General features: G+C 71.7%; 17 protein-coding genes and 1 rRNA gene. 10 read left to right on the plus strand and 8 right to left on the minus strand.

The annotated features are described in order from the left end of the window. A 5S ribosomal RNA gene (gene rrf / locus ABZ478_RS38365) occupies positions 1-76 on the plus strand; the annotation flags it as partial. A 93-nt stretch (positions 77-169) separates the two neighbouring features. On the opposite strand, the gene ABZ478_RS38370 is transcribed toward rrf, so the two are convergent. Genes ABZ478_RS38370 through ABZ478_RS38390 form a run of 5 tightly spaced genes read right to left on the minus strand, consistent with a single transcriptional unit; the run spans position 170 to position 5,828 of the window. Continuing rightward, a complete protein-coding gene (locus ABZ478_RS38370; RefSeq protein ID WP_359557369.1) occupies positions 170-1,480 on the minus strand; it encodes a DUF58 domain-containing protein in 1,311 nt (436 codons plus the stop codon). Beyond that, entirely contained in the window at positions 1,480-2,469 is a 990-nt protein-coding gene (locus ABZ478_RS38375; protein ID WP_359557391.1) for a MoxR family ATPase, read from the minus strand. The genes ABZ478_RS38370 and ABZ478_RS38375 overlap by 1 nt, the downstream gene beginning before the upstream one ends. Continuing rightward, entirely contained in the window at positions 2,469-3,662 is a 1,194-nt protein-coding gene (locus tag ABZ478_RS38380; protein ID WP_359557371.1) for a DUF4350 domain-containing protein, read from the minus strand. The genes ABZ478_RS38375 and ABZ478_RS38380 overlap by 1 nt, the downstream gene beginning before the upstream one ends. Next, a complete protein-coding gene (locus tag ABZ478_RS38385; RefSeq protein WP_359557372.1) occupies positions 3,659-4,444 on the minus strand; it encodes a DUF4129 domain-containing protein in 786 nt (261 codons plus the stop codon). The genes ABZ478_RS38380 and ABZ478_RS38385 overlap by 4 nt, the downstream gene beginning before the upstream one ends. Before the next feature lie 4 nt (positions 4,445-4,448). Then, complete coding sequence (locus ABZ478_RS38390) at positions 4,449-5,828, minus strand: proline-rich domain-containing protein (protein WP_359557373.1); 1,380 nt, start codon at positions 5,826-5,828, stop codon at positions 4,449-4,451. 140 nt (positions 5,829-5,968) lie between these two features. Here ABZ478_RS38390 and mtnA point away from each other — a divergent pair, with 140 nt between their 5' ends. The 7 genes from mtnA to ABZ478_RS38425 all read left to right on the plus strand — a co-directional run bounded on the left by mtnA (position 5,969) and on the right by ABZ478_RS38425 (position 14,962). Next, positions 5,969-7,111 carry an S-methyl-5-thioribose-1-phosphate isomerase gene (mtnA, locus tag ABZ478_RS38395; protein WP_359557375.1) on the plus strand — a complete coding sequence of 381 codons (1,143 nt, stop codon included), beginning with the start codon at positions 5,969-5,971 and terminating at the stop codon, positions 7,109-7,111. 310 nt (positions 7,112-7,421) lie between these two features. Further along, complete coding sequence (mtrA, locus tag ABZ478_RS38400) at positions 7,422-8,111, plus strand: two-component system response regulator MtrA (protein WP_187279108.1); 690 nt, start codon at positions 7,422-7,424, stop codon at positions 8,109-8,111. Between the two features lies 1 nt (position 8,112). Beyond that, positions 8,113-10,203 (plus strand): MtrAB system histidine kinase MtrB, encoded by a 2,091-nt coding sequence (mtrB, locus tag ABZ478_RS38405; RefSeq protein WP_359557377.1) that lies wholly within the window; start codon positions 8,113-8,115, stop codon positions 10,201-10,203. After that, positions 10,193-12,031 carry an LpqB family beta-propeller domain-containing protein gene (locus ABZ478_RS38410; protein WP_359557378.1) on the plus strand — a complete coding sequence of 613 codons (1,839 nt, stop codon included), beginning with the start codon at positions 10,193-10,195 and terminating at the stop codon, positions 12,029-12,031. The genes mtrB and ABZ478_RS38410 overlap by 11 nt, the downstream gene beginning before the upstream one ends. Before the next feature lie 103 nt (positions 12,032-12,134). Then, positions 12,135-13,004, plus strand: coding sequence for a ComF family protein (locus ABZ478_RS38415; protein WP_359557380.1), 870 nt, complete (start codon positions 12,135-12,137; stop codon positions 13,002-13,004). 281 nt (positions 13,005-13,285) lie between these two features. After that, positions 13,286-14,011 (plus strand): ribosome-associated translation inhibitor RaiA, encoded by a 726-nt coding sequence (raiA, locus tag ABZ478_RS38420; RefSeq protein WP_358930266.1) that lies wholly within the window; start codon positions 13,286-13,288, stop codon positions 14,009-14,011. 204 nt (positions 14,012-14,215) lie between these two features. Beyond that, complete coding sequence (locus tag ABZ478_RS38425) at positions 14,216-14,962, plus strand: response regulator transcription factor (RefSeq protein WP_359557382.1); 747 nt, start codon at positions 14,216-14,218, stop codon at positions 14,960-14,962. Positions 14,963-14,968: 6 nt separating this feature from the next. On the opposite strand, the gene ABZ478_RS38430 is transcribed toward ABZ478_RS38425, so the two are convergent. Continuing rightward, positions 14,969-16,168 (minus strand): crosslink repair DNA glycosylase YcaQ family protein, encoded by a 1,200-nt coding sequence (locus ABZ478_RS38430; protein ID WP_359557383.1) that lies wholly within the window; start codon positions 16,166-16,168, stop codon positions 14,969-14,971. Between the two features lie 63 nt (positions 16,169-16,231). Next, entirely contained in the window at positions 16,232-16,804 is a 573-nt protein-coding gene (locus ABZ478_RS38435; RefSeq protein WP_359557384.1) for a GNAT family N-acetyltransferase, read from the minus strand. Between the two features lie 252 nt (positions 16,805-17,056). Here ABZ478_RS38435 and secA point away from each other — a divergent pair, with 252 nt between their 5' ends. Then, complete coding sequence (gene secA, locus ABZ478_RS38440) at positions 17,057-19,867, plus strand: preprotein translocase subunit SecA (RefSeq protein WP_359557385.1); 2,811 nt, start codon at positions 17,057-17,059, stop codon at positions 19,865-19,867. A gap of 172 nt (positions 19,868-20,039) precedes the next feature. Here secA and ABZ478_RS38445 read toward each other — a convergent pair whose 3' ends face one another. Further along, positions 20,040-20,525 (minus strand): Rv3235 family protein, encoded by a 486-nt coding sequence (locus ABZ478_RS38445; protein WP_359557387.1) that lies wholly within the window; start codon positions 20,523-20,525, stop codon positions 20,040-20,042. 290 nt (positions 20,526-20,815) lie between these two features. On the opposite strand from ABZ478_RS38445, the gene ABZ478_RS38450 reads away from it, so the two are divergent. Further along, positions 20,816-21,328: a hypothetical protein gene (locus tag ABZ478_RS38450; RefSeq protein ID WP_359557389.1), complete on the plus strand. Its 513-nt coding sequence runs from the start codon at positions 20,816-20,818 to the stop codon at positions 21,326-21,328. Positions 21,329-21,425: the final 97 nt, after the last annotated feature.

Below are 21,425 nucleotides of genomic sequence, written 5' to 3' on the forward strand. Positions count from 1 at the left end.
GAACCCGGAAGCTAAGCCTCACAGCGCCGATGGTACTGCAGGGGGGACCCTGTGGGAGAGTAGGACGCCGCCGAACAATCTTTGGGAAAACCCCCGCATCGAAAGATGCGGGGGTTTTCTGCGTTCAGGGCACTATTCGGCCCCCAAGGGGACGGAGAATGCCTGTGTCTCAGAGCCGGCCGGCCGCCTTGAGGGCCAGATAGGCGTCCGCCAATGCGGGGGCCAGATCGTCGGGTGTCGCGTCCACGACCGTCACACCATGCCGGCGCAACTGCTCAGCCGTGCGTTGCCGTTCGGTCCGTGCCTGCGTCCCGGCAGCGGCCTCGTACACGGCCTCCGTGTCACCGCGGGCCTGCGCCATTCGCGCGATGCGAGGATCGGCGACCGAGGCCACCACCACCGTGTGGCGCTGGGTGAGCCGGGGCAGCACGGGCAGCAGGCCCTGCTCCACGGGGGCGGCGTCGAGCGTCGTGAGCAGCACGATCAGGGAGCGACGCGGGGCCGTACGGAGAGCGGTCGCCGTCAGACCGCGGGCGTCCGTTTCCACAAGTTCCGGTTCCAGTGCGGCCAACGCGTTGACCAGGGACGGCAGGACGTCACCGGCGGCGCGGCCCTGGACCCGGGCGCGGACCCGGCGGTCGTAGGCCAGAAGTTCGACACGGTCGCCGGCTCGGGAGGCGAGAGCCGCCAGGAGCAGGGCCGCGTCCATCGATGCGTCCAGGCGTGGGATGTCACCCACGCGTCCGGCCGATGTGCGGCCGGTGTCGAGGACCAGGAGGATGTGACGGTCCCGCTCGGGTCGCCAGGTACGCACCGCGACCGTGGCCTGCCGGGCCGTGGCCCGCCAGTCGATCGAGCGTGTGTCGTCACCGGGGACGTACTCCCGCAGGCTGTCGAACTCCGTTCCCTCACCGCGGGTCAGCACGCTCGTGCGGCCGTCCAGCTCGCGCAGTCGGGCGAGTTTGGACGGCAAGTGCTTGCGGCTGGTGAACGGGGGCAGGACTCGCACCGTCCAGGGCGCCTTGTGCGTGCCCTGGCGGGAGAAGAGGCCGAGGGGGCCGTAGGAGCGGATCGTGACACGGTCGGCCTGGCGGTCGCCGCGCCGGGTGGGGCGCAGCCTGGTCGTCACGCGTCGGCGTTCGCCGGCCGGGACGGTGACGCGATGCCGTGAGCCCGCGCCCTCGGTGCCGGGCTGCCAGCTGCTGGGCGGCCATGCGTCCCGCAGGTGGGCGCGCAGGGGGCGGTTGGCCGGGTTGGTGACGGTGAGCGTGACGTCCGCGGTCTCCCCGAGGCGTGTGGAGGTGTCGCCGGAGCGGGACAGGCCGAGCCGTCGTACGGGAGCCGCGAGGGCGAAGTCGCAGGCGCAGGCCAGGGCGATGGAGCCGTTGACGGCGAGGATGCCCGTCCAGCCCGGCTCCAGGATGCCGATCGGGATCGAGCCGAGGGCCGCCAGGAGGGCGGCGCGTCCGGTGAGTGCCATCAGCGGGGGACGGGGACGTGGGCGAGGATGGCGTTGATGACGGAGTCGGTGGTCACGCCCTCCATCTCGGCCTCGGGCCGCAGCTGGATCCGGTGGCGCAGGGTGGGCAGGGCCAGAGCCTTCACGTCGTCGGGGATGACGTAGTCACGGCCGGTCAGCCAGGCCCAGGCGCGTGAGGTGGCCAGCAGAGCGGTCGCGCCGCGCGGGGAGACGCCGAGGGTGAGGGAGGGCGACTCACGGGTGGCGCGGCAGATGTCCACCACGTAGGCGGTGATCTCGGGGGAGATGCTCGTCTTGGCGACCGCTGCGCGCGCCGCCTCCAGGTCGGCCGGGCCGGCGACCGGGCGTACGCCGGCGGCGCGCAGGTCGCGGGGGTTGAAGCCGGAGGCGTGGCGGGTCAGGACGTCGATCTCGTCCTGGCGGGAGGGCAGTGGGATGGTCAGCTTGAGGAGGAAACGGTCCAGCTGCGCCTCGGGGAGGGGGTAGGTGCCCTCGTACTCCACCGGGTTCTGGGTCGCGGCGACGAGGAACGGCTCGGGGAGCGGGCGTGGTGTGCCGTCGACCGTCACCTGGCGTTCCTCCATGGCTTCCAGCAGGGAGGACTGGGTCTTGGGCGGGGTGCGGTTGATTTCGTCCGCTAGCAGCAGGTTCGTGAAGACCGGGCCGGGCTGGAAGGAGAACTCGGCGGTCCGCGTGTCGTAGACGAGGGAGCCGGTGATGTCGCTCGGCATCAGGTCGGGGGTGAACTGGACTCGCTTCGTGTCGACTTCGAGTGCGGATGCGAGTGCGCGGACGAGCAACGTTTTGGCGACCCCAGGGACTCCTTCCAGGAGAACGTGTCCGCGGCAGAGGAGGGCGACGACGAGGCCGGTCACGGCGGGGTCCTGGCCGACCACGGCTTTGGCGATCTCGGCGCGGAGGGCTTCCAGGGAGGCGCGGGCCGCGTCCGGGTTCCCGGTGGTCCCGGCGTTGTCGGTGGTCGGGTCCATCATGAACGGCGAACCTCTCTTTCGAGGGCGTCGAGTTGGTCGGTGAGGGCGATGAGGGCCGCGTCGTCGCCGGGTGGCGGTCCGAAGAGGAGGGGGTGCAGGTTCTGCCCGTCGCCGTGGAGATGGGCGGACAGGGCGGGAAGCAGGACTTCGGGTGCGTGCGCCTGGGCGGCGGGGACGCCGACGAGTGGGGCGAGACGCGTGCGGGTGGCGGAGCGAAGAGCCGCGGCCGCGCGGTCGCGGGCGTTGGCCTTGCGGTAGAGACGGGCGCGGCCTTCGGCGGTCTCCGAGGCGCGGATCGCGACTGGGAGCTTTTCGGGCACGAGCGGGCCGAACCGGCGTGCCCTCCAGAAGGCGGCGATCACCGCGGCGATGAACAGCTGCAGGGTGCCCCAGAGCCAGCCGGACGGCAGCAGGTCGAGGAACGTCTTCTGGCCGCCGGAGTCGGTGGTCGAGCCGTCGGAGAGTGAGGGGAGGTACCAGACCAGATGGGGGCGGGAGCCGAGGAGCTGGAGGGCGAGCGAGGCGTTGCCCTGTTCGTCGAGGCGCTTGTTCTGGAGGATGTCGGGCGCGCCGAGCACTACGGTGTCGCCGTCTTTGGAGGCCGCCGGGACGCGGAGCAGGGTGGCGAGGCGTTCGCTGGGGTAGCAGGAGTCGGCGTCGAGGTGGGTGGTGGTGTAGCGGATGCCGCCGGTGTCGGCGCTGCCCGCGCGCCGGGCTTCGGGAAGGGCGCAGCGGGGGGCGAGCGTCGATCCCATGCTGGTGGCGGGGTCCGCGGTGACCCCGGGCACGAGGCGTTCGACGGACCAGCTTCCGGCGGCGACGAGGACGGTGCGTCCGCCGGAGGCCGTGGTGGCGGAGTGCAGCCGGGTCTGTTGCCGGTGGGTCAGCAGGTCGGGCACGGCGACCAGGAGGGTGGTGTTCGGTCCGGCCGCGGCGCGTGCCGCGCCGAGCGTGGTGACGACGCGCGTGGAGACGCCCCGGTCGGCGAGGAGTTCGGCGACGGCTCGGCTGCCGTAGGGGTCGGCCGAGCGCGGGTCGAGTGCGCCGTGCCGGGCCTGGGAGCGGACGGCGGCGATCGCGACGGCGGCGACCAGGAGCAGCACCACGGCGAGTGCGATGCCCCGCGAGCGGGTCCACAGCTGGCGGGCGGTGGGCGATGCCGAGGTGGCCGGCAGCGTGGCGGTGCTCATTCGGCGGCCCCCCGGCTGGTGCCGTGGGCCGTGCTGGTGGCGTTGTTCGCGAGGTCGGGCCGGCTGCGTTCCAGGTCGCGGTCGAGTTCGGCGATGCGCTGGTACGCCTGCTCGTCGGATCGGCGCCCGCCGTATGTGACGTCGTCGAATCCGCGGGCGGCGGAGCGCAGCCGGTCCGTGTGCGCGGGGAGGGCGCGGCCGGCCTCGGCTGCGGCTTCGTCGGCGGTGCGGCCGGGGCGCACGTCGAGCAGGGCCCGTTCCTCCAGGGAGCGGACGATGGCCCGCATGCGCTCCTGGACGGCGTGGTTCCAGTGGCCCTGGGCGGCGTGGGCCTCGGCGGCAGCCCGGTGTTCGGCGGCGCTGCGGGGGCGGTCGTCGAACAGGGGGGCGGTGGAGACGGGCAGGCGGCGTGGGGTGCCCAGGCGCCACCACAGGGCGGCCAGGACGACCACGACGAACAGGACGACGACGAGAAGGCCGAGCGCGCCGCCCGGCGTAGCGGACGCCGCGGTGTCCAGCAGACGGCCGGCCCAGTCCCAGAACGCGTTCAGGGCCCGCTGGATCAGGCTGGGGTCGTTCTCGTGGTACATCCGCTTCGACAGCTCGCGGCGCGCCGCTTCCCGCGCAGGGTCACGCGGAATGGTGACCGGCGGCTCGTCGCCCGAGCCGCCATCCGCCAGGACGCCGGCACGGGCGGTGACGCCCAGCAGGCCGCGTACGGCCGATACGGCGGCGCCCGGCAGGGCCGGCACCGCCGTGAGCACTCCCCCCGTCGGGCTCACCGCATCAGCTCCCCGGTACGGGGCCGGGGGCAGGGGCACCGGGGCCGTTCCCCTGGACACCGGCGGCGCGGGCCAGTTCGAGGTCGAGGGCCTCGCGGCGGATGCGCTGGTCGATGTACAGCAGCACGGTGACGCCCGCGGTGATCGGCAGTGTGACCATGGCGCCGATCACCGAGCCGATGCCACTGATGATCAGGAAGGTCCAGCCGGCGCTCTGGCTGCCGGTGGTGAAGAAAGTCGCCATGCCGGTGCCGCCGACGGCACCGGCGATGAGGGCGAAGGGGATCACGACGAGCGACGAGACGATGTTGGCGATGAGCCCGGCGAGCATCTGGATGCCCACCACGCGCCACCAGGAGCCGCGGACCAGCTTCGCGGAGCGGGTCATCGACTTCACGATGCCCTGCCGCTCCAGCATCAGCGCGGGCGAGGCGAGGGAGAAGCGGACGGTCAGCCAGATCGCGACGACGAGGGCGGCCAGCATGCCGAGGACGAGCAGGGCGATACCGGCTCCCTCGTTCCCGCCGAGGGTGAGGACGAGGATGCCGGGCAGCGCGCCGCCCAGCACCACGCCCACGGAGATGAGGCCGAGCAGCAGGAGCAGACCGAACAGCTTGGGCACCTGCGGGCGGGCGTCCCGCCAGGCCTCGCCGGTGCTGACCGGCTTGCCGAGGACGGCACGGCTGGTGACGGTCGTCAGCAGGGCGGTCGCGACGATGGAGCCGATGACCGAGATCACGGCAACGACGGAGGTGCCTGCCATGAGCGCTCCGAGAGCCCGGAGTATCTCGCTTCCGGAGGCGCTCGGGTCGCCGAGGGTGTCGGCGGTCTCGCCGTCGTTGAGCAGGAAGCCCTGCAGCAGGATCATGCCGAGCTGGGTGACCACCGCGACCGTAAGCGAGATGCCGAGGACCGTGCGCCAGTAGGTGCGCATGGTGGAGACGGCGCCGTCGAGGATCTCGCCGACGCCGAGCGGGCGCAGCGGGATCACGCCGGGCTTTGCCGCGGGCGGGGGGCCGCCCCAGCCGCCGCCCCAGGGCCCGCCGTGGCCGCCGGGGGCGCCGTAACCGCCGTACCCGCCGGGCGGGCCGCCGTAGGAGCCTCCTCCGTACCCGCCGGACGGGCCGCCCCAGCCCGTGCCGGGCGGCGGTGGCGTCGGGGCCTGGCCGGGGCTCGGGGCGCCCGTGGGCGCGGACCACTGGCCGGGTGGGGGCTGCTCGTTGGACCACTTCGCGCCTGGTGCCTGCGCGTCCGGGCCCGGCTGCGCGGCGGGCTCGGCGGGGCCAGGGCGGTCGGCGGGCTCGGCGGGGCCGGACGCGCCGGGTTCCCGCCCGTCGGACGACGGGGCGGATCCGGGCGAGGCCCAGCCCGGAGTGTCAGTCATCGAAGCTCCTTCACGGTGCCCGTCCGCGGACGCGGCGGCAGGTTGGCAGACATCGTGCCATGGGGCGGTCATCGGATGACCGGCCGCGGTAGGCGCTGGACACCTTCAATTGTCCGCCGGTTCCGGGGCAGACTGACCGCATGGCTGATCAGTACGCGCAATCCGGCGAGGACAAGCGGCCGGCCGAGATACCTGCGATCCGATGGGAGGAACCGCCTGAAGGCCCCGTGGTGGTCCTTCTCGACCAGACGAGGCTGCCGGCCGAGGAGGTCGAGCTGGTGTGCACGGACGCGCCGGCGCTGGTGGAGGCGATCCGTTCGCTCGCCGTGCGCGGGGCCCCGCTGCTCGGGATCGCCGGGGCGTACGGCGTCGCGCTCGCCGCCGCGCGGGGGTTCGACGTCGAGGAGGCCGCGGCGGCGCTGGAGAGCGCCCGGCCCACCGCCGTGAACCTCTCCCTCGGGGTGCACAGGGCGGCGGCCGCTCATCGCGCCGCGCTCGCCAGTACCGGTGACCCGACGGCGGCGGCGACCGCGGCGCTGGCCGTGGCGCGAACCGTGCACCAGGAGGACGCCGAGGCCAGCGGGCGGATGGCGGTCCACGGGCTGGCGCTGCTGGACGAACTGCTGCCGGGCGGCGGGCACCGCGTCCTGACCCACTGCAACACCGGGGCACTGGTTTCGGGCGGGGAGGGGACGGCGTTCGCGGTGGCCCTCGCCGCGCACCGGGTCGGGCGGTTGCGCAGGCTGTGGGTGGACGAGACGCGTCCGCTGCTGCAGGGCGCCCGTCTGACGGCGTACGAGGCGGCGCGGCGCGGTATGGCGTACACCCTGCTCACCGACAACGCGGCCGGGTCGCTGTTCGCGGCGGGTGAGGTGGACGCGGTGCTGGTCGGCGCGGACCGGATCGCGGCCGACGGTTCGGTGGCGAACAAGGTGGGGAGCTATCCGCTCGCGGTGCTCGCCAGGTACCACCATGTGCCCTTCATCGTGGTGGCTCCGGTGACGACGGTGGATCCCGGCACTCCGGACGGGGCGTCCATCGAGGTCGAGCAGCGCCCCGGGTACGAGGTGACCGACGTCCTGGCCCCTCAGATGCCGGTGACGGGAGCCGGTGGCGGTATGGCTGTGGCGCCGTTGGGGACCCAGGCGTACAACCCGGCGTTCGACGTGACGCCGCCCGAGTTGGTGACGGCGATCGTCACCGAGGAGGGGGCGGTCTCGCCCGTGACGGCCGAGGCGCTCGCGGAGCTGTGCGCCCGGTCGCGCCAGGTGACGTCCGGCTGAGGGACGGGGCGACCGACGTGGCGACCGACGTGGCGGCCCCTCCGCCCCGCGGCGGGGCGCGGGGCGGAGGGGCCGTGACAGGCCCGGGAACGAAGTGGCCGGGCCGGGTCGCGCTGGGGGAGTTGGTTCTGCCGTCCACGCCTGGGTGTTCCGGCAACGATTCGAGCGTGAGAAGGCAGGGGAGGGCCCGGCGGCGGCGTGATCGACAGGCCCGGTGACGCCGGGGGCAGACAGTGACGGCTCCGTACGACTATCGTCACAGGCCAGTGAGCTGTCTCACCTGCGCCTCTGTCGTCGTTACGAGAATGGGATGATGTCGTTTATGAAGGGACGAGTCCTTGTCGTCGACGACGACACCGCACTGGCCGAGATGCTCGGCATTGTGCTGCGTGGTGAAGGTTTTGAGCCGTCTTTCGTAGCCGACGGTGACAAGGCGCTGGCCGCTTTCCGGGAGTCCAAGCCCGACCTGGTGCTGCTCGACCTGATGCTGCCCGGCCGGGACGGCATCGAGGTCTGCCGCCTGATCCGGGCCGAGTCCGGGGTGCCGATCGTGATGCTCACGGCCAAGAGCGACACCGTGGACGTCGTCGTGGGCCTGGAGTCGGGCGCTGACGACTACATCGTGAAGCCGTTCAAGCCGAAGGAACTGGTGGCCCGTATCCGGGCGCGGCTGCGGAGGTCGGAGGAGCCGGCGCCGGAGCAGCTCACCATCGGTGACCTGGTGATCGACGTGGCCGGGCACTCGGTGAAGCGCGACGGGCAGTCGATCGCGCTGACCCCGCTCGAGTTCGATCTGCTGGTCGCGCTCGCCCGCAAGCCGTGGCAGGTGTTCACCCGCGAGGTGCTGCTCGAGCAGGTGTGGGGCTACCGTCACGCCGCGGACACGCGGCTCGTCAATGTGCATGTCCAGCGGCTGCGCTCCAAGGTCGAGAAGGACCCGGAGCGGCCGGAGATCGTGGTGACCGTCCGTGGTGTCGGATACAAGGCCGGACCGAGCTGACATGTCCGGGGACAGTGCCGCTTCGGCCCCCGGCCGGTCCGGGGCCCGTCCGGAGCGGCCTGTCGGCCGGAAGACGACGGGTTCGCGCTGGGGACGCCTCTTCGAGGGTGGTCTGCTGCAGGGCGGGGTTCAGGGCAGCCCGGTCCTCCGTCTGTTCATGCGCTGGGTGCGGCGTCCGCTGCTGCCCGTCATGCGGTTGTGGCGGCGCAACATCCAGCTCAGGGTCGTCGCCACGACCCTGCTGATGTCGCTGGGCGTCGTCCTGCTGCTGGGTTTCGTCGTCATCGGGCAGGTGCGCAACGGTCTGCTGGACGCGAAGGTCAAGGCGTCGCAGAGCCAGGCCACCGGTGGCTTCGCGGTGGCCAAGCAGAAGGCCGACGAGGCCGTCGGCGGCAACGGCACGGCCGCGGTGTCCGGTGACGACACCGACACCACCGACGGACGGCAGTCGCAGAACGTCATCCAGTGGATGAGCGACCTCGTCGAGTCGCTGTCCAGCGGTGGCGCCGGCGCGTTCGACGTCGTGACGCTGCCCGTGGGCGACGACAGCGGGGGCGGGCGGAGCCCGCGCGGCTCCGGGAACGTCAACCCGTCCTCCAGCGTGCCCGCCGACCTGCGCGACCGCGTCAACAGCAGCACGACGGCCGCCCAGAGCTACACCCGGATCGTCTACTCCAACGCCAAGGAGTCCCAGCCGGCGCTGGTCATCGGTAAGCAGGTCAACGACCCCAACGGCCGCCCCTACGAGCTGTACTACCTCTTCCCGCTCACGCAGGAGGAGAAGTCCCTGAGCCTGGTCAAGGGCACGCTCGCGACCGCGGGACTCTTCGTCGTCGTACTCCTCGGGGCGATCGCCTGGCTGGTGGTGCGGCAGGTGGTCACGCCGGTGCGGATGGCGGCCGGGATCGCGGAACGGCTGTCCGCGGGGCGGCTGCAGGAGCGGATGAAGGTCACCGGCGAGGACGACATCGCCCGCCTGGGCGAGGCCTTCAACAAGATGGCGCAGAACCTGCAGGTGAAGATCCAGCAGATGGAGGACCTGTCGCGGATGCAGCGGCGGTTCGTCTCCGACGTCTCGCACGAGCTGCGCACACCGCTGACCACCGTGCGGATGGCCGCCGACGTCATTCACGAGGCGCGGGAGGACTTCGACCCGATTACCGCCCGGTCGGCCGAACTGCTCGCCGACCAGCTCGACCGGTTCGAGTCACTGCTCGCGGACCTGCTGGAGATCAGCCGTTTCGACGCGGGCGCCGCGGCGCTGGAGGCCGAGCCGATCGACCTGCGGAACGTGGTGCGCCGGGTGGTCGGCGGGGCCGAGCCGCTCGCCGAGCGCAAGGGCACCCGTATCCGCGTGACCGGCGACCAGCAGCCCGTCGTCGCCGAGGCCGACGCCCGGCGCGTGGAGCGCGTCCTGCGCAACCTCGTCGTCAACGCCGTCGAGCACGGCGACGGCAAGGACGTCGTCGTCAGGCTCGGCGCCGCGGGTGGCGCGGTCGCCGTCGCGGTGCGCGACTACGGCGTGGGTCTCAAGCCCGGCGAGGCGACCCGGGTCTTCAGCCGCTTCTGGCGGGCCGACCCGGCACGCGCGCGTACCACCGGCGGTACCGGCCTAGGCCTCTCGATCGCCCTGGAGGACGCCCGTCTGCACGGCGGCTGGCTGCAGGCCTGGGGCGAGCCGGGCGGCGGCTCCCAGTTCCGGCTGACCCTGCCGCGCACCGCTGACGAGCCCCTGCGGGGTTCGCCGATACCGCTGGAGCCGAAGGACTCGCGGCGCAATCGCGGACTCGACGACGCGGGCCTGTCCCGCGGGAGCGAGGAGAAGCGGGCGACCGTTCCGGTGCAGCCGGGCGGCGGCCAGGCACCGCCGCTGCCCGCGCGCGCCTCGCGTCTTGCCACGGTGACGCCCGCTGTCGACCCGAGCGCGCTGCCCGGCAACGGCGCGCGCGTGGTGCCCCGGCCGGCCGGCGGCGCACGGCGTCCCGAGGACAGAAGCGGCCCGCAGCAGGCGGCCGACACAGACGCGGACCGTCCGGATCGGGCCGGACCCGAGGACGCGACCGAGCCAGGGGAGGCATTTCGTGGGCGATGACCGCGAGGGGGGCGCCCGGCACCGTCCGGGACGCGCGGTGGCCTACGCAGTCTGCGGGGCCGTTCTGCTGTCCGGGTGCGCGTCGATGCCCGACAGCGGGGATCTGCGGGACGTCGAGTCCACGCCTCGGCAGGACACCGGCGTGCGCGTGTTCGCCATGCCGCCGGCCGAGGACGCCGAGCCCAGCGAGATCATGCAGGGTTTCCTCGAGGCGCTGACCAGCGACGATCCGGAGTACGACACCGCGCGGAAGTATCTGACGGCGGACGCCGCGCGCACCTGGCGTCCGGAACAGTCGGCCACGGTCCTGGCGAACGGGCCGAGCGTCGTGCCCAACCACCAGCCTGCCGGCCGGGAGGCCGCCGACACGCTCACCTACGTCCTCGCGGGCACCCGGGTCGCCACCGTCGACGCACGGCAGGCCTACGCGCCCGCCGACGGGTCCTACCGCAACGACGTCCACCTCGCCAAGGACGCCAAGAGCGGGCAGTGGCGCATCGACTCGCTTCCTCAGGGCGTCGTCATGGGCAAGACGGACTTCCAGCGCAACTACACGTCGGTCAGCAAGTACTACTTCGCCTCCACCACGGCGGTGCAGACGACGGGGCAGCCGGTCGCGGTCGCCGACCCGGTGTTCGTACGCAGCAAGGTGGACCCGATGACCCAGGTCGTCCGGTCCTTGCTGGACGGGCCCACCAGATGGCTCGGCCCGGTGGTCAGGTCCAGCTTCCCGACCGGGACGGCCCTGCGGAAGGGGGTGTCGGGGCTCGCGCCGGACGACCAGAACAGACTGACCGTGCCGCTGAACGTCAAGGACTCCCGGATCGGGTCCGCCCGGTGTGAGGAGATGGCGACCCAGTTGCTCTTCACGCTGCGGAACCTGACGCCGACGCTGGAGTCGGTCGAACTGCAGGGACCCGGCGGACACCGGCTGTGCGACCTGGCCGAGGAGGAGGCCGAGTCGGCCGCCTGGCACGCCTCGGCGCAGCGCCCGGACAACCTCTACTTCCTCGACGGCAAGCACCGGCTGGTGCGGCTGCCCACCGGGAGCGGTTCCGGGACCAGCGCCGTCCCGGTGCCGGGCCCGCTGGGCCGGGGTGAGCGGCAGCTGCGGTCGGTGGCCGTCTCGCGGGACGAGCGCAGCGTCGCCGGGATCGGCGCCGACGGCAGGAACCTGTACGTGACCTCGCTGGAGCCGGACGGTTCGCTCGGGGGCCCGGTGGTCAGCAGCCAGGGGGTGGGCGCGGACGACCGGCTCACCACGCCGAGCTGGGACGCCGGCGGCGACCTGTGGGTGGCCGACCGCGACCCGCGCGATCCCAAGCTGTACGTCGTGAAGCAGGGCGTCGGCAAGGCCGTCCGGGTCACCGTCCCCGATCTGCCCGGACACATCAGGGATGTGCGGGTGGCCGCCGACGGGGCCCGGGTCGCGCTGGTCGTGGAGAAGGACGGCAAGCAGTCGCTGCGCATCGGCCGGATCGTGCGCGACGAGGACTCCGGGGAACGTCCCGCGGTCGTCGAACTGCGTCCCGCCGCGCCGGATCTGGAGCAGATCACCGCCATGTCCTGGGCGGGGGACAGCCGGCTGGTCGCCGTCGGTCTCGAACAGGGTGGCGTGCACCAGATGCGGTACGTGCAGGTCGACGGCTCCGCCCTGGACGGTCCGGCGCCGGCCGCGCTGTCCGGCGTGATGGCGATCGCCGCGTCCGAGGACGAGCGGGTGCCGCTGGTGGCCTACTCGGAGGACGACGGTGTCGTGCGGCTGCCGTCGGGGGCGCAGTGGCAGAAGGTGGACAAGGACGGGACGGCACCGGTCTACCCGGGCTGACCGGAATCGGGCCGGGCCGGCCCGGGTTGTCCACAGGGCGTTGTCCACAGGGCGTTGTCCACAGGGGTGGCGGACCGTCCCGGACCTCGGCACAGTGGTGCCCATGCGGGGGTGGTGGCGGGACCTCACCGACCTGGTGCTGCCGACCGAGTGCGCGGGCTGCGGGGCACCTCGTACGGCGCTGTGCCCGCGCTGCCGAACCGTCCTCAGGGCAGGCCCGCCGCGCCGGGTGCGGCCGCTGCCGGAGCCGCCCGGGCTTCCGGTGGTGCACGCGGTGGCCCCCTACGGAGGAGCGGTGCGGGAGCTGCTCCTCGCCCACAAGGAGCGGGGCGCGCTCGCCCTCGCGGGTGTCCTGGGCGCCGCCCTGGCGACCGCGGTGCGCGCCGGTCCCGGCCCGGTCGGCCCCGGTACGGACCCGCCGGTAAGACGCGGGACGGCGACCGTGCTGCTCGTGCCGGTGCCCTCCGCCCGCTGGGCCGTGCGGGCACGCGGGCACGATCCGGTGCGGCGGATGGCGCTCGCGGCGGCCGGGGAGCTGCGGCGCACCGGGACACCGGCCCGGGTCGCCGCCGTGCTGCGGCAGCGGCGGGCGGTGGCGGACCAGGCGGGGCTCGATGCGCGCGGGCGCCTGGAGAACCTCGCGGGCGCACTGGAGGTGACGGCGGGCGGGGCTCGGCTGCTGGTCGGAGGCCGGGTGGTGCTCGTCGACGACCTGATCACGACCGGAGCGAGTCTCGCGGAGGCGGCGCGGGCCCTGCGGGAGGTGGCCGTAATCCACCGCGATGGCGCAACCGCTGTGTACGCGGCCGCAACCCGGGAAGGTAGGGAGGAACGACGGATCGGAGCACGACCGGAGAAGGGGCAGTGGGTGCACGATGCACCGGAAATTGCGGCACGGAACGCCGCCGGAGAGACGCTCCGGGCGGCCGTGATCGCCGCTCCCCGGGATTCTTTCGAAATAAGCAGGAACTGACCGCGAAGTTGCATCGTTGCAGGTAGTAACGGGGTTAATTCACCTGAACGGAGGTACGCCGCAGTAGAGGGTGACGACATCCGTCCGGGCGAGATATGTTCGGTTGTGAGGAAAGGCGCAGGCCACACCTCTTCAATCGGAATGCCGCGCAGCGGGTTTTCCGCATTGACCCGCGCCGGTGGGGTGGAGATCTTGCCCATGGGGGAGGAGGAGGTGGAAGTCACCGAGTCCGAGGTTCCGGTGCTCACCGGGACCTGGTGCAAAAGGGAGATGCTCCGCCGATGGAGCGGAGCGATCCGGGAACGGAGTTCTGCGTGGACATCGTCGTCAAGGGCCGCAAGACCGAGGTGCCCGAGCGGTTCCGCAAGCACGTGGCCGAGAAGCTGAAGCTGGAGAAGATCCAGAAGCTCGATGGCAAGGTGATCAGCCTCGACGTCGAGGTGTCCAAGGAGCCCAACCCTCGTCAGGCCGACCGCTGCGACCGAGTGGAGATCACCCTCCGCTCCCGCGGTCCGGTGATCCGGGCGGAGGCAGCGGCCAGTGACCCGTATGCGGCACTCGATCTGGCGGCGGAGAAACTGGACGCGAGGCTGCGCAAGCAGCACGACAAGCGGTTCTCGCGCCGTGGCGCACGCCGGATCCCGGCGGCCGAGGTCGCCGACCACGTCCCCGGCGCGGCGACGCTCAACGGCAACGGCATGCCCGTCCACGACGAAGACACGGAAGCGGTGCCGACCAAGAAGATCGGCTCACTCGAGGTCAAGGGCGAAGGCCCCCTCGTCGTCCGCGAGAAGACCCACGTCGCCTCTCCGATGAGCCTCGACCAGGCTCTCTACGAGATGGAACTGGTCGGCCACGACTTCTACTTGTTCGTCGACTCCGAGACGAAGGAGCCGAGCGTCGTCTACCGGCGACACGCCTACGACTACGGCGTCATCCACCTCAGCACGGACCCGATGGTGGCTGAGGCGCAGCCGCCCGCGGCGGGCGGAACGCTGGGTGGCTGATCCACCCGGCACAAGCTGAGCCGGTGCCCCTGGAAGCGCGTGTGCGCCCCCAGGGGCACCGGTGTGCGCCCACTTGGCGCCACGCTCGTCACCTCGGTGACGTCGGGGCATGGAATCATGGCCGCACCGGCCCAACCGGTGGGCCGCTGCCTTGGGTTGGCGATGGCACAGGACCACAGGCCACAGCCTTCAGGGGGAGGAACGATGGCGGACACCTTCGGACCGATGCGAGACGCGGACGCCCACGACGGTGTCATCGGAACGGACCAGGACACGGAAGATCCACGCAAGGAACCGATCAGAGTCCTGGTGGTGGACGACCACGCCCTCTTCCGCCGTGGCCTCGAGATCGTGCTCGCGGCCGAGGAGGACATCCAGGTCGTCGGTGAGGCGGGGGACGGCGCCGAGGCCGTGGACAAGGCCGCAGATCTGCTGCCCGACATCGTGCTGATGGACGTGCGGATGCCCAAACGCGGCGGGATCGAGGCCTGCACCTCCATCAAGGAGGTCGCTCCCAGCGCGAAGATCATCATGCTGACGATCAGCGACGAGGAGGCCGACCTCTACGAGGCGATCAAGGCGGGTGCGACCGGATATCTCCTCAAGGAGATCTCGACGGACGAGGTGGCCACCGCCATCCGCGCGGTGGCCGACGGGCAGTCGCAGATCAGCCCGTCCATGGCCTCCAAACTCCTCACCGAGTTCAAGTCGATGATCCAGCGCACCGACGAACGCCGGCTGGTGCCGGCGCCTCGGCTGACCGATCGTGAGCTGGAGGTCCTCAAGCTCGTCGCCACGGGGATGAACAACCGCGACATCGCCAAGGAGCTGTTCATCTCCGAGAACACGGTGAAGAACCACGTGCGCAACATCCTGGAGAAGCTGCAGCTGCACTCCCGGATGGAAGCCGTGGTCTACGCGATGCGGGAGAAGATCCTCGAGATCCGCTAGGCGGCCTCAGCCGAGCAGAACGGCGAGTTCCCCGACGAGGGGCTCGCGCAGCTCGGGCGCGTCCACGCGCTCCACCCGGACGTCCGTGCAGTCCACCCAGCCCGCCGCCTCGACCAGCGCCTGGGCCACCGCCGGGACCGCCTTCGCCCCGTCCAGGGTGACCTGCCGGGCCACCAGCGTGCGGCCCTCGCGGGCCGGGTCGACGCGGCCGACCAGCCGGCCGCCCGCCAGCACCGGCATCGCGAAGTAGCCGTGGACCCGCTTCTGTTTGGGGACGTAGGCCTCGAGGCGGTGGGTGAAGCCGAAGATCCGCTCCGTGCGCGCACGCTCCCAGATCAGCGAGTCGAACGGAGAGAGCAGTGTGGTGCGGTGCCGGCCGCGCGGTGGCGCGGCGAGAGCGGCCGGATCGGCCCAGGCGGGTTTGGCCCAGCCCGCCACCTCGACCGGAACCAGACCCGAGTCGTCGATCACCGCGTCGACCTGCTCGCCCTTGAGGCGGTGGTAGTCGGCGATGTCCGCACGCGTGCCGACGCCCAGGGCCTCACCGGCCAGCCGGACCAGACGGCGCACGCACTCGGCGTCGTCCAGCTCGTCGTGCAACAGCGCGTCCGGGATCGCCCGTTCGGCCAGGTCGTACACCCGCTTCCAGCCGCGGCGCTCGACGCACACCACTTCGCCGTACATCAGGGCGCGTTCCACCGCGACCTTGGTGCCGGACCAGTCCCACCAGTCGCTGGTCCTCTTCGCGCCGCCCAGCTCCGTGGCGGTGAGCGGGCCTTCCGCGCGCAACTGCTTGACGACCTGGTCGTAGACACCGTCGGGCAACTGGTGGTTCCAGTGCGGGCGGTTGCGGTAGGCGCGCCGGCGGAACGCGAAGTGGGGCCATTCCTCGACCGGGAGGATGCACGCGGCGTGCGACCAGTACTCGAAGGCGTGGGGGGCGGCGGACGCGCCCGCCGCCGGTGTCTTCCAGTAGGCGGCCTCGACGGTCCCGCGGCCGACCGCGCCCAGGCGCGCGTACGGGATCAGTTCGTGCGAGCGGGCGAGCACCGAGATGGTGTCGAGCTGGACCGCGCCGAGGTGGCGGAGCACCCCGCGGACGCCGGCCCGCCGGTCGGGCGCCCCGAGGAAGCCCTGGGCCCGCAGGGCGATGCGGCGGGCGTCGTCCGCGGTGAGGGTGATGGTGGGGCGCGGAAGGGTCGTCATGGATCGGACGATAGAGGCCGCCACTGACAACGGGGCACGAGCTGCGGTTTCGCCGGTGAGTGGTCAGCCGCGCGCGGGCAGATACGGAGCCGTCGACGGCAGGCCCAGGTCCGAGGGGAGCAGGGAGCCCACCCAGCAGTCGCGGCGCACGCCCTTGTTGTCGACGCCCGAGCGCTGGGTGCCCTCGATGGTGAAACCGGCGTGTTCGGCCACCGCGCGCGAGGCCACGTTGCCGACCTCCGCGCGCCACTCCAGGCGGTCCACGGACAGAGCGGTGAAGGCCCAGCGGGCGGCGGCGAGGGTGGCCTCGGTGACGTATCCCCGGCCGCGGTGCTCCCTGACGGCCCAGAAGCCGACCTCGCCGACGCCCAGCGCGCGCATCGTGATGCCGAGCATCCCCGTCAGCTCCCCGCCGGGGAGGAAGAGGCCGAAGGTGTACATCGAGTCGCAGGCCCAGCCGTCGGGCACCATCTGCCCGGTGAAACCCTCGGCGTGCTCACGCAGATAGGGCGAGGGGAAGTGGGAGATCCAGCGTTGCGTGTCCGGATCCTGCGCGGCCCGGTACACCGCCTCGGTGTCGTCGGGACCGACAGTGCGCAGCAGGAGACGGTCGGTGGTGAGCGTGACGGGTTCCATCGGCCGATTCTGGGCGGACGGCACACGCCGCGCCAGGATTTTCGCCGTGCGTGAGCGGGCGATCACATTTCGCGCAATTCCCCGACGCGGTGCGGCACTATCCACGGTGGCCGTCCGTTGTCCAGGGTGAAGCAGCCGTCGCGCCGCCAGGCCTCCCGGCGCAGCCGGGTCCTCGCATACGATGGCCGTTGCTCAGTACGTCAGAAGGAAACCCGACCGTCCCAGGCCCGACCGGCAAGGAGACCAGCCCCCGTGTCCGTCCTCTCGAAGATCATGCGTGCAGGCGAAGGCAAGATCCTGCGCAAGCTGCACCGCATCGCGGACCAGGTCAACTCCATCGAAGAGGACTTCGTCGACCTCTCCGACGCCGAGCTGCGTGGCCTCACCGAGGAGTACAAGCAGCGGTACGCCGATGGTGAGAGCCTGGACGACCTCCTCCCGGAGGCGTTCGCCACCGTCCGCGAGGCGGCCAAGCGCGTCCTCGGCCAGCGGCACTACGACGTGCAGCTGATGGGCGGCGCCGCGCTCCACCTCGGCTACGTGGCGGAGATGAAGACCGGTGAGGGCAAGACCCTCGTCGGTACGCTGCCCGCCTACCTGAACGCCCTGTCCGGCGAAGGCGTCCACCTCATCACGGTCAACGACTACCTGGCCGAGCGTGACTCCGAGATGATGGGGCGCGTCCACAAGTTCCTCGGTCTCGAGGTCGGCTGCATCCTCGCCAACATGTCGCCGGCCCAGCGCCGTGAGCAGTACGCGTGCGACATCACCTACGGCACGAACAACGAGTTCGGCTTCGACTACCTGCGCGACAACATGGCGTGGTCCCAGGACGAGCTCGTCCAGCGCGGCCACAACTTCGCCATCGTCGACGAGGTCGACTCCATCCTCGTCGACGAGGCCCGCACGCCGCTGATCATCTCCGGCCCGGCCGACCAGGCGACCAAGTGGTACGGCGACTTCGCCAAGCTCGTCCTCCGCCTCAAGCGGGGCGAGGCCGGCAACCCGCTCAAGGGCATGGAGGAGACCGGCGACTACGACGTCGACGAGAAGAAGCGCACGGTCGCCATCCACGAGTCCGGTGTCAGCAAGGTCGAGGACTGGCTGGGCATCGACAACCTCTACGAGTCGGTGAACACCCCGCTCGTGGGCTACCTGAACAACGCCATCAAGGCCAAGGAACTCTTCAAGAAGGACAAGGACTACGTCGTCATCGACGGCGAGGTCATGATCGTCGACGAGCACACCGGCCGTATCCTCGCCGGCCGCCGCTACAACGAGGGCATGCACCAGGCGATCGAGGCGAAGGAAGGGGTGGACATCAAGGACGAGAACCAGACGCTCGCCACGATCACCCTGCAGAACTTCTTCCGCCTCTACAACAAGCTCTCCGGCATGACCGGTACGGCGATGACCGAGGCCGCCGAGTTCCACCAGATCTACAAGCTCGGCGTCGTCCCGATCCCGACCAACAAGCCGATGGTCCGCAAGGACCAGTCGGACCTGATCTACCGCACCGAGGTGGCCAAGTTCGAGGCGGTCGTCGACGACATCGCCGAGAAGCACGAGAAGGGCCAGCCGATTCTCGTCGGCACGACGTCCGTCGAGAAGTCGGAGTACCTGTCGCAGCAGCTCAGCAAGCGCGGCGTCCAGCACGAGGTGCTGAACGCCAAGCACCACGAGCGTGAGGCGTCGATCGTCGCGCAGGCCGGCCGCAGGGGCGCCGTGACCGTGGCCACCAACATGGCCGGCCGCGGTACCGACATCAAGCTCGGCGGCAACCCCGAGGACCTCGCCGAGGCGGAGCTGCGGCAGCGCGGCCTCGACCCCGAGGAGCACATCGAGGAGTGGGCGCACGCGCTGCCCGCGGCCCTGGAGAAGGCCGAGCAGGCGGTCAGGGCCGAGAAGGAAGAGGTCGAGGACCTCGGCGGGCTGTACGTGCTGGGCACCGAGCGGCACGAGTCGCGCCGTATCGACAACCAGCTGCGCGGTCGTTCCGGCCGTCAGGGCGACCCGGGCGAGTCCCGCTTCTACCTCTCCCTCGGTGACGACCTGATGCGCCTGTTCAAGGCCCAGATGGTCGAGCGCGTGATGTCGATGGCGAACGTGCCGGACGACGTGCCGATCGAGAACAAGATGGTCACGCGCGCGATCGCCTCCGCGCAGTCGCAGGTCGAGCAGCAGAACTTCGAGACCCGTAAGAACGTCCTGAAGTACGACGAGGTGCTCAACCGGCAGCGCGAGGTCATCTACGGTGAGCGCCGCCGCGTCCTGGAGGGCGAGGACCTGCAGGAGCAGATCCAGCACTTCATGGACGACACGATCGACGCGTACGTCGCCGCGGAGACCGCCGAGGGCTTCCCCGAGGACTGGGACCTGGACCGGCTGTGGGGCGCCTTCAAGCAGCTCTACCCGGTGAAGATCACCGTCGAGGAGCTGGAGGACGCGGCGGGTGACCGGGCCGGTCTGACCGCCGAGTTCATCTCCGAGTCCATCAAGGACGACATCCACGAGCAGTACGCGTCCCGTGAGACGCAGCTCGGCTCCGAGATCATGCGTGAGCTGGAGCGGCGGGTCGTGCTGTCGGTCCTGGACCGCAAGTGGCGCGAGCACCTCTACGAGATGGACTACCTCCAGGAGGGCATCGGCCTGCGCGCGATGGCGCAGAAGGACCCGCTGGTCGAGTACCAGCGCGAGGGCTTCGACATGTTCACCGCCATGATGGAGGGCATCAAGGAGGAGTCCGTCGGCTACCTGTTCAACCTGGAGGTCCAGGTCGAGCAGCAGGTCGAGGAGGTGCCGGTCGAGGAGGCCGAGCCGGTCGCCGAGGGTGTCCAGGACCATGTGCCGGCTCAGGCGGGCGCGCGTCCGGAGATCCGGGCCAAGGGTCTGGATGTTCCGCAGCGCCGGGATCTGCACTTCTCCGCGCCGACCGTGGACGGTGAGGGCGGCATCCTCGAGCGGGACCTCGAGGACGACGAGCCCGTCCGTTCCGAGTCCGACGGCCTGACGCGGGCGGAGCGGCGTCGGCAGGCCAAGGGCGGACGGCGTCGCAAGAAGTAGCCCTGCCGGGCTTCAGCCGGTTACTTGGGGCCAGGTTCCTTTCGGGAGCCTGGCCCTCTCGGGTTTCGTGGCTGTGTCGCTGCGCCCACCCGTGCCGCCCTGGGGGTCCTCCCAGGCCCTTGAGGCACTGGGGGAGGCACGCATGCCCGCAGCTACGCGGCTGTTGGTTCGGTCAGTCCTCCGGGGTGCGGTGGGGCCTGGGGCCCAGTTCCACCGCTGTGCAGCGCCAGCGGTGGTCCGGGCCCTGTTCCAGGCGGAAGGCCATGGCGCGCAGGTGGTTGCCGGCGGCGATGCGGGCGAAGACCTCGAGCGCGCCGGCCCGGGGGACGTAGTAGCCGATGTCGCGGACGACGGGGCGGGTGCCGCGGGTGCGCAGCGGTCCCCGTTCGGCCAGCCGGGCCAGCTCGTCGTAGGCGCGTCCCGCGGTGTGCCGGAGCATCCAGTGGACGGGCCGCTGGCCGCTGAGGACGGCCAGCAGGCGGTCGGCGAAGAGGTCGGTGGGGCGGGGCTGCGCCACGGCCGTCACGGGCGCTGTGGCGGCCCGGCCGCGGACCGGGTTGCGGGGCGGCGCGCCGCCCGGGCGACGGGAGTCGTGGCGGGTCGGAGGGCGGTGGCGTGGGCGAGGCTGAGCGGTGCCGCGGCTCATGACCTTGTTCATGGGTGTCCCCGTTCTGCGGGCCCGGACCTACCGGGCGGTAACTCGCTGGTGGGGATCTTGTACGGGGGCGGAGGCCGGCATCGCAAGGAACCCGGGGTGCGTGGCGAGGGGCCGCGCGAGTTCACTTATCCGAGTGATGCGGACCCCCTGAAGTCCCGAGATCAGGCGGGGCGACCGGGTGAGGTGCGAGGCGTCGGGTGGACGCCGCGGGGGGTGTGGGCGGGGACTCGAAAGGGGACGGGCGCACGTATCCTGAAGACCCGTCGACGACCAGGAAAGTGCGGCCAGCCATGCGCGTCTACGTCCCCCTGACCCTCCCCGGTCTCGCCGAGGCGCACAAGACGGGTGAGCTGGGGAGCGGCCCCTTCGTCGCGTACGGCGTCACGCCCGCGCTGCGCGAGTGGTACGTCTCCGACGACATGGAGGAGCTGGAGTACGCGGCGCTCGGCCGGGCCGCGCTGGCCTCGCTGCGGCTGCTGGCGGACGACTCCGGTGCCGAGCGGCGCCGGGTCGTGGTCGCCGTCGACGTGGCCGACGGCGCCGTCACGGCGGACCCCGGCCGCGGGCTCGAACCGGCCGCGCTCGGCGAGGTGACGGTGACCGGTGCCGTGCCGCTGGCCAAGGCGGCCGCGGTGCACGTCGACGCGGGTGACGCTGAGGCGGACGTGGCGGCGGCCGCGGCGGCGCTGGAGGCGGCCGACGGCGGGGACGACGACGCGCGGTTCGTCGTGGACGGGGCCGAGGACCACGAGCTGCTCTGGTACGCCACCCAGGAGATCCCCAGCCTGGTGCAGCGGGCCTAGGCCCAATACCGGTGATTTAGGTCGTTTTCCGGCTGGTCGAGGTGGCTCTGGTGGGCCCGACCAGCCGGACCGTCGGGGTGTCTGGCCGTGGTGGGCT

The sequence above is a fragment of the Streptomyces sp. NPDC005706 genome (assembly GCF_040631045.1).
Taxonomy (GTDB): Bacteria; Actinomycetota; Actinomycetes; order Streptomycetales; family Streptomycetaceae; genus Streptomyces.